Source organism: Nonomuraea sp. NPDC049695, assembly GCF_040674955.1.
Classification (GTDB): Bacteria; Actinomycetota; Actinomycetes; order Streptosporangiales; family Streptosporangiaceae; genus Nonomuraea; species Nonomuraea helvata.
This window is the reverse complement of record NZ_JBFANV010000067.1, coordinates 57,137-63,202: the sequence shown is the minus strand read 5'-3', so window position 1 is coordinate 63,202 and position 6,066 is coordinate 57,137. Positions and strand designations below refer to the sequence as shown.

Genomic DNA, 6,066 nt, shown 5'->3' with positions numbered 1-6,066 from the left:
CCCGGCTGCTGGAGGAGATTCAGGTCAAGGACGACTTCATCGGCCAGGTCGAGTTCACCGTCAGCATCGACTCCACCATCGCCCGCGCCCACCAGCACGCCGCCGGAGCCCGTAAAAGGGGGACGACGGCGGGACGATCGATACGAAGCAATCGCAAAACCGGCAGGCGCTCGGACGATCCCGCGGCGGACTGACCACCAAGCTGCACCTGCTCGTCGAAGCTCGCGGGCTGCCGCTGGTCTTGCACCTGACCGGCGGCAACGTCGTCGACTGCACCGCGTTCGAGGCGGTGCTGGCCAAGTTCCGGCTGCGCCGCCCGGCCGGAGGCCGTCCCCGCACACGCCCGGACGCGCTGATCGGCGATAAGGGCTATTCCACTCGCAAGATCCGGCTTGACCTGCGCCGACGTGGCATCAAGGCGGTCATCCCCGAGCGCCGCGACCAGATCGCCAACCGCAAACGCCGGGGCAGCCGCGGCGGCCGCCCACACGCCTTCGACGCTCTCACCTACAAACAGCGCAATCTGGTCGAGCGCTGCATCGGCAAGCTGAAGCAATGGCGTGCCATCGCCACCCCGTTCGACAAGCTGGCCAGCCGCTACCTGGCGGGTGTCACCATCGCCTCGCTCATGCTCTGGCTCCGGCACGCCGAATTGTCAGACACTCCCTAGGAGCGATAGCTGGGACGGTGATTCCGGCGCGCTGGTGCACGCTGCGAGCATGGTCACGATGCATGCGACTGCCAATGAGAAGCGAGGCACGCGGCAGATGGTGGCATTCGCAGACACTAGTCGGTCGCGAGGGAGACCAACTGGGGTATCCATCCGACCCTGAGCCGGACACTGTGGAGCCGCGTGGCTGGCGACTCCGGGTCCGGCCGGGGCGATCCGGCAACTGTTCCGCCGGGCGGCTACTCGACGCTGACCCAGAACTTACTGCTATTGACCACTCGGTAACGAGCGTAGAAGAGCCAGAGATCCCGTCCGGCCACTTGGTTGTGCGTTGCCTTCACCGCACGGGCCGAGGCGGCGGTTGACCCGATGTACGGGCCGCTCGCTCAGGGCGCGGCGGTGAACGCGGCGTGCCGGGCCTTCGCGTCGGCCTCCCGGAGGATGTCGCGGACCGCGAGCCAGGCCGCCGCTCCTGCCGCGTCGCCCGCCGTCCTGACGCTCTCGCCCGCCAGCCGCTCCGTCACCGCCCGGCGTACCGGACCTTCGCTGGTCAGCACGCTCCCCGCCAGCACCACCGGACCGGACTCATGCACCCGCCTGAGGGTGGCGACCAGACGCTCGGCCGCCTCATCAGTGATCTCGAGCGCGGCCGGGTCGCCTCCCTCGGCGGCCTTGCTGACCAGGGAGGACAGGGCGGCCAGGCGCATGTGGTCGGCCTGCGCCAGCCGTACGACGCGGTCGGCGGCGGCGCGTGACGCGGCCGGCCGATCGTCGCCGAGGAAGTGCTCCACCACCAGCTCGGCCAGACCCTCGCCATGCGGGGGCGCGCCCCGGTCCAGGGCGTGGACCACGGACTTGACGGCCCGGCGCCCGATCCAGAAGCCCGACCCCTCATCGCCCAGCAGCCAGCCCAGCCCGTCGGCGACCGTGTCGACCTTGAAATCCACGATTCTGGCCGCCACGGCGCCCGTGCCCGACAGCAGCAGCGAGCCGTCGGGCTCCGCGGAGCCCGCGGCGTAGGCGATCGGCACGTCGCCCATGTAACGGGGCCCCTCGGCGATGCCGTGGTCGGCCCAGACCTTCGCCAGCTCGGGCACCATCTCGTGCACATGCCCGGCGATCCCGGCCAGCGAGCCGACGACCCGCCCCCCGTCGTGCGTCCCGAGCGCCTCCCCGAGCGCGGCGGCGATCGCCGCCACCGCCTTGCCCAGCCCGTGAGCAGTGGGATTGCCCGCACCGGCCCGCGCGTAACCGACCCTGGCGCCGTCGAGGGAGTGGACGGCGACCCGCGTGGACGTGGCTCCGGCGTCGACACCGACCACTAGCGATTCAGTCACGGTCAGAGTCTGGGGGTTGACGTGGACCGGAAGCAAGAATAATTTTCGCCAGAAGACCGAGTATTCGGAAGGAATATTCGTGACTTCAGGAGCGCTCGGGCGCATCGAAACAGAACTACCCGGTTTGCCGGAGGCTTTGCGCAGGGTCGGTGAGGTGATCCTCGGCGATCCGGCCGAGGCCGCGCGCTCGACCATCATCGCGCTGGCCGAACGGGCGGGCAGCTCGCCCGCGACCGTGACCAGGTTCTGCCGGGCGTTCGGCTTCTCCGGATACGCCGAGCTGCGCGTCGCCCTCGCCACCGAGACCGGCCGGGCCGCCCAGGCGGGGTGGGGCGCGGGCGTCGGCCACGAGATCGGCCCGGACGACCCGCTCGACTCGGCCATCGAGGTCATGGCCGCCGCCGACGCCAGGCTCATCCAGGACACCGCCGCGCAGCTCGACCTCGAGGTGGTCGCCAAGGTGGCCGACGCGATCGTGGCCGCCCCGCGTGTCCTCCTCGTCGGCGTCTCCACCAGCGGTAACGTCGCCACCATGCTGGAAGGCCGGCTGCGCCGCATCGGCATCCCCGGCTGGAGCGCCGGGGACGCGCACGTGGCCCTGTCGGAGGCGGCGCTGCTCAAGGCCGGCGACGTGGCCATCGGCATCAGCCACAGGGGCCGTACGCGCGAGGTCATGGAGGCGCTGGCGGAGGCGGGCAGCCACGGCGCGCTGACGGTCGCGGTCACCTCCTTCGCCCGATCCCCGCTGGCGGAGCTGGCCGATCTGGTGCTGACCACCGCCAGCAGGGAGACCACGTTCAGGCTCGGCGGGCTGGCCGCCGTCCATTCGCAGCTGTTCGTGCTGGACGCCGTGTACGTGGCGGTGGCCCAGCGCACCTACGAACGCACCAACGAGGCGTTCGAGCGGACGATCAGCGCGGTGGAGAGCCATCGGGTGGAGAGAGGCTGAATGACGTACGCATCCAAGGTCCTCGAGCTGGCACAGCAGGTCGCGGAGAGCCAGGCCGAACCGGTACGGAAGGCCGCCGCGCTGCTGGTGGCCTCGATCCGGGCCGGCGGCGTGGTCAACGCGTTCGGGTCGGGGCACTCCGAGGCCATCGCCATGGAGATCGCCGGACGCGCCGGCGGCCTCGTCCCCAGCAACCGCCTCACGCCCAGGGACCTCGTCCTGCACGGGGGCCGCCCGGCCAGTGTGCTCACCCCCGAGCTGGAGCGCGACCCGGCCGTCGCGCACGAGATCTACGACCTGGCGCCGGTGGAGCCGCAGGACGTGTTCGTGCTGATCTCCAGCTCCGGCGTGAACGGCACGGTCGTCGAGCTCGCCACGCTCGTCAAGGAGCGCGGTCATCCGCTGATCGCGCTGACCTCTGTCAGGCACAGCACCCGGATGACCTCGCGCCACCCGTCCGGGCTCAAGCTGCTCGACCTGGCCGACGTCGTCCTGGACAACGGCGCGCCGTACGGCGACGCCATCCTCGAGCTGCCCGGCGGCGGCTCCTACGGCGCGGTGTCCACGATCACCTCGGCGCTGCTCGCGCAGATGGTGGTCACCGAGGCGATCGACGAGCTCGTGGCCGTGGGCGAGACGCCGCCCGTCTACCTGTCGGCCAACGTGACCGGCGGCGACGAGCACAACAGGGCTCTGGAGAGCCGCTACGCAGGACGCATCCGACGCGGATCATAGACAAGTCAGGAGCAGTCATATGCCTAACACCCCCCATATCAGCCGTCGTGAGCTCCTTCGCGGCGCCGCGCTCGTCCCCGTGGCGGGGGCGCTGGCCGCGTGCGCCACGCCCGCCGCCAAGCCGTCCGCGTCGTCCTCGGCCGCGCCGGTCGCGACCAGCGCGGCCAACCCGTTCGGCATGGCGGACAACAAGCCGCTGGAGGTGTGGATCTTCGACGGCGGCTTCGGCCAGGACTACGCCAAGAACATCCACCAGCCGCTCTTCAAGAGCAAGCACCCGAACGTCGAGATCAAGCACAACGCGACCAAGGAGATCACCAAGGTCCTCCAGCCGCGCTTCGCCGGCGGCAACCCGCCGGACGTGATCGACAACTCCGGCGCCAACGCCATGGACTTCGGCGCGCTCGCCCAGGACGGCCAGCTCCAGGACCTCACCCCGCTGCTCGACGCGCCCAGCTGGGATGACCCGAACACCAAGGTCCGCGACACCATCGACCAGGCCGTCATCGACCTCGGCACGTACGACGGCACCTTCAGCGTGCTCGGATACGTGAACTACATCTTCGGCATCTGGTACTCGCAGAAGGCGTTCCGCGACAACGGCTGGGAGGCCCCGAAGACCTGGGACGAGTTCCTCAAGCTCTGCGAGACCATCAAGAAGTCCGGCAAGATGGCGCCCTTCACCTACGCCGGGAAGTTCCCGCAGTACCTCTACGAGCCGCTGCTCACCATGGCCGCCAAGATCGGCGGCGCCGAGGTCCTCGTCAACATCGACAACCTCGAGGACGGCGCCTGGAAGACCGACGCCATGAAGACCTCGGCCACGGCCTGGGCCGAGATCGGCGCCAAGTACCTCATGGAGGGCACCGCCGGCCTCGACCACGTGCAGACCCAGACGGCCCAGAACAAGTACAAGGTCGCCATGCTGCCCTCCGGCTCCTGGCTGGAGAACGAGCAGAAGACGACCACCCCGGCCGACTTCGAGTACGGCATGTTCCCGATCCCCGACTTCGGCGGCTCCGACAAGATGCCGTACGGCACGCTGCACAGCCAGCCGAGCGAGAACTTCATCGTCCCCTCCAAGTCCGCCAACCCGCAGGGCGGCATGGAGTACCTGCGTGCCATGCTGTCGAAGAAGGCGGCCGGCGACTTCAGCGAGATGGTCAAGACGGTCTCGGTGGTCAAGGGCGCGGGCGAGGGCCGCAAGCTGTCGCCCGGCGCCGAGAGCGCGACCAAGGCGTTCGCCGCCGCGGGCACGAACGTCGTCTACTACCGCTGGCAGACCTGGTACGCCCAGCTGAAGGACGAGGCCATCGCCGCCACCGGCGAGCTGATGACCGGTGGCATCAAGCCGGACGCCTACCTCGAGCGGCTGCAGAAGAAGGCCGACGAGCTCAAGAAGGACTCCTCGATCAAGAAGTACAAGCGCTGATGATCTTCAACAGGTATCGCCGCGGGCTGTTCATCACCTCGTTCCTGGCAGCCCCGGTGATTCTCTACCTGGTCTACGTGATCTCGCCGTACATTCAGGCGTTCTACATCGCGATGACCGACTGGCGCGGCGTGACGGCGACGCCCACGTTCATCGGTCTGGACAACTTCAAGCGGCTCTTCGATGACGGGACGTTCTGGAAGGCCGTCACCCACAACGGCGCGCTGCTCGTGCTGCTGCCGCTGATCACGATCGTCATCGCCCTGTTCTTCGCCTTTCTCCTGAACGTGGGCGGCGCGCAGGGCACGTCGGGGATCCGCGGGTCGAAGTTCTACCGCGTGGTGTTCTTCTTCCCGCAGGTCCTGGCCGTGGCCGTGGTGGCGGTGCTGTTCCAGCAGGTGTTCCGGCCGGACGGCAGCGGCATGCTGAACGGGCCGCTGATGGCGCTCGGGGTCAAGCCGATCGGGTTCCTGTCCGATCCCGGGGTGGCGTTCTGGTCGGTGCTGGGCGTCATGGTCTGGCAGGCGGTCGGTTTCTACGTCGTGCTCTTCTCCGCGGGCCTGGCCTCCATCCCCAGGGACATGTTCGAGGCCGCACAGATCGACGGGGCCGGACGGTTGAGCCTGTTCTTCCGCATCACGCTGCCGCTGCTCTGGGACACCGTGCAGGTGGCCTGGGTCTATCTGGGCATCCTGGCGCTGGACGTCTTCGCGATCGTCTGGGTGATGACCGACCAGCACGGCGGCCCCGACTGGTCGACCACGGTCATGGCCGCCGAGATCTACCGCAACGCGTTCCAGTACTTCCGCTTCGGATACGCCTCGGCGCTGGGCGTCGTAATGTTCTTCTTCACCGTCGGCTTCGCGGTCCTCTCGCTGCGCCTGTCGCGGCGCGAACGAATCGAGTACTGATCACTCGCTCCCCGGTCTGAAGGCCGGGGCCT

At 69.0% G+C, this 6,066-nt stretch carries 6 protein-coding genes and 1 pseudogene; 6 read left to right on the top strand and 1 reads right to left on the bottom strand.

From position 1 onward, the window contains the following. Both AB0J64_RS40560 and AB0J64_RS40555 read left to right on the top strand, forming a co-directional pair. A pseudogene (locus AB0J64_RS40560) lies at positions 1 to 194 on the top strand (hypothetical protein); the annotation flags it as partial. Then, entirely contained in the window at positions 137 to 670 is a 534-nt protein-coding gene (locus AB0J64_RS40555) for an IS5 family transposase (RefSeq protein WP_364039906.1), read from the top strand. The pseudogene AB0J64_RS40560 and the gene AB0J64_RS40555, both read left to right, overlap by 58 nt. A gap of 386 nt (positions 671 to 1,056) precedes the next feature. Here AB0J64_RS40555 and AB0J64_RS40550 read toward each other — a convergent pair whose 3' ends face one another. After that, on the bottom strand, positions 1,057 to 2,007 hold the full coding sequence (locus tag AB0J64_RS40550; RefSeq protein ID WP_364039895.1) for a BadF/BadG/BcrA/BcrD ATPase family protein: 951 nt from the start codon (positions 2,005 to 2,007) through the stop codon (positions 1,057 to 1,059). A gap of 79 nt (positions 2,008 to 2,086) precedes the next feature. Here AB0J64_RS40550 and AB0J64_RS40545 point away from each other — a divergent pair, with 79 nt between their 5' ends. From AB0J64_RS40545 to AB0J64_RS40530, 4 genes are read left to right on the top strand one after another with little or no spacing between them, the layout of a single operon-like run. Continuing rightward, positions 2,087 to 2,956, top strand: coding sequence for a MurR/RpiR family transcriptional regulator (locus tag AB0J64_RS40545; RefSeq protein WP_364039892.1), 870 nt, complete (start codon positions 2,087 to 2,089; stop codon positions 2,954 to 2,956). Then, positions 2,957 to 3,691 carry an SIS domain-containing protein gene (locus AB0J64_RS40540; RefSeq protein ID WP_364039889.1) on the top strand — a complete coding sequence of 245 codons (735 nt, stop codon included), beginning with the start codon at positions 2,957 to 2,959 and terminating at the stop codon, positions 3,689 to 3,691. It begins immediately after the preceding gene. 19 nt (positions 3,692 to 3,710) lie between these two features. Further along, complete coding sequence (ngcE, locus tag AB0J64_RS40535) at positions 3,711 to 5,123, top strand: N-acetylglucosamine/diacetylchitobiose ABC transporter substrate-binding protein (RefSeq protein WP_364039886.1); 1,413 nt, start codon at positions 3,711 to 3,713, stop codon at positions 5,121 to 5,123. Then, entirely contained in the window at positions 5,123 to 6,034 is a 912-nt protein-coding gene (locus AB0J64_RS40530; RefSeq protein ID WP_364039883.1) for a sugar ABC transporter permease, read from the top strand. Before ngcE ends, AB0J64_RS40530 begins: the two co-directional genes overlap by 1 nt. Positions 6,035 to 6,066 lie beyond the last annotated feature (32 nt).

Bases quoted from the DNA above. Each gene is read 5' to 3' on its own strand.
- AB0J64_RS40540 (WP_364039889.1), top strand. From the start codon at position 2,957: ATGACGTACGCATCCAAGGTCCTCGAGCTGGCACAGCAGGTCGCGGAG.
- ngcE (WP_364039886.1), top strand. From the start codon at position 3,711: ATGCCTAACACCCCCCATATCAGCCGTCGTGAGCTCCTTCGCGGCGCC.
- AB0J64_RS40530 (WP_364039883.1), top strand. From the start codon at position 5,123: ATGATCTTCAACAGGTATCGCCGCGGGCTGTTCATCACCTCGTTCCTG.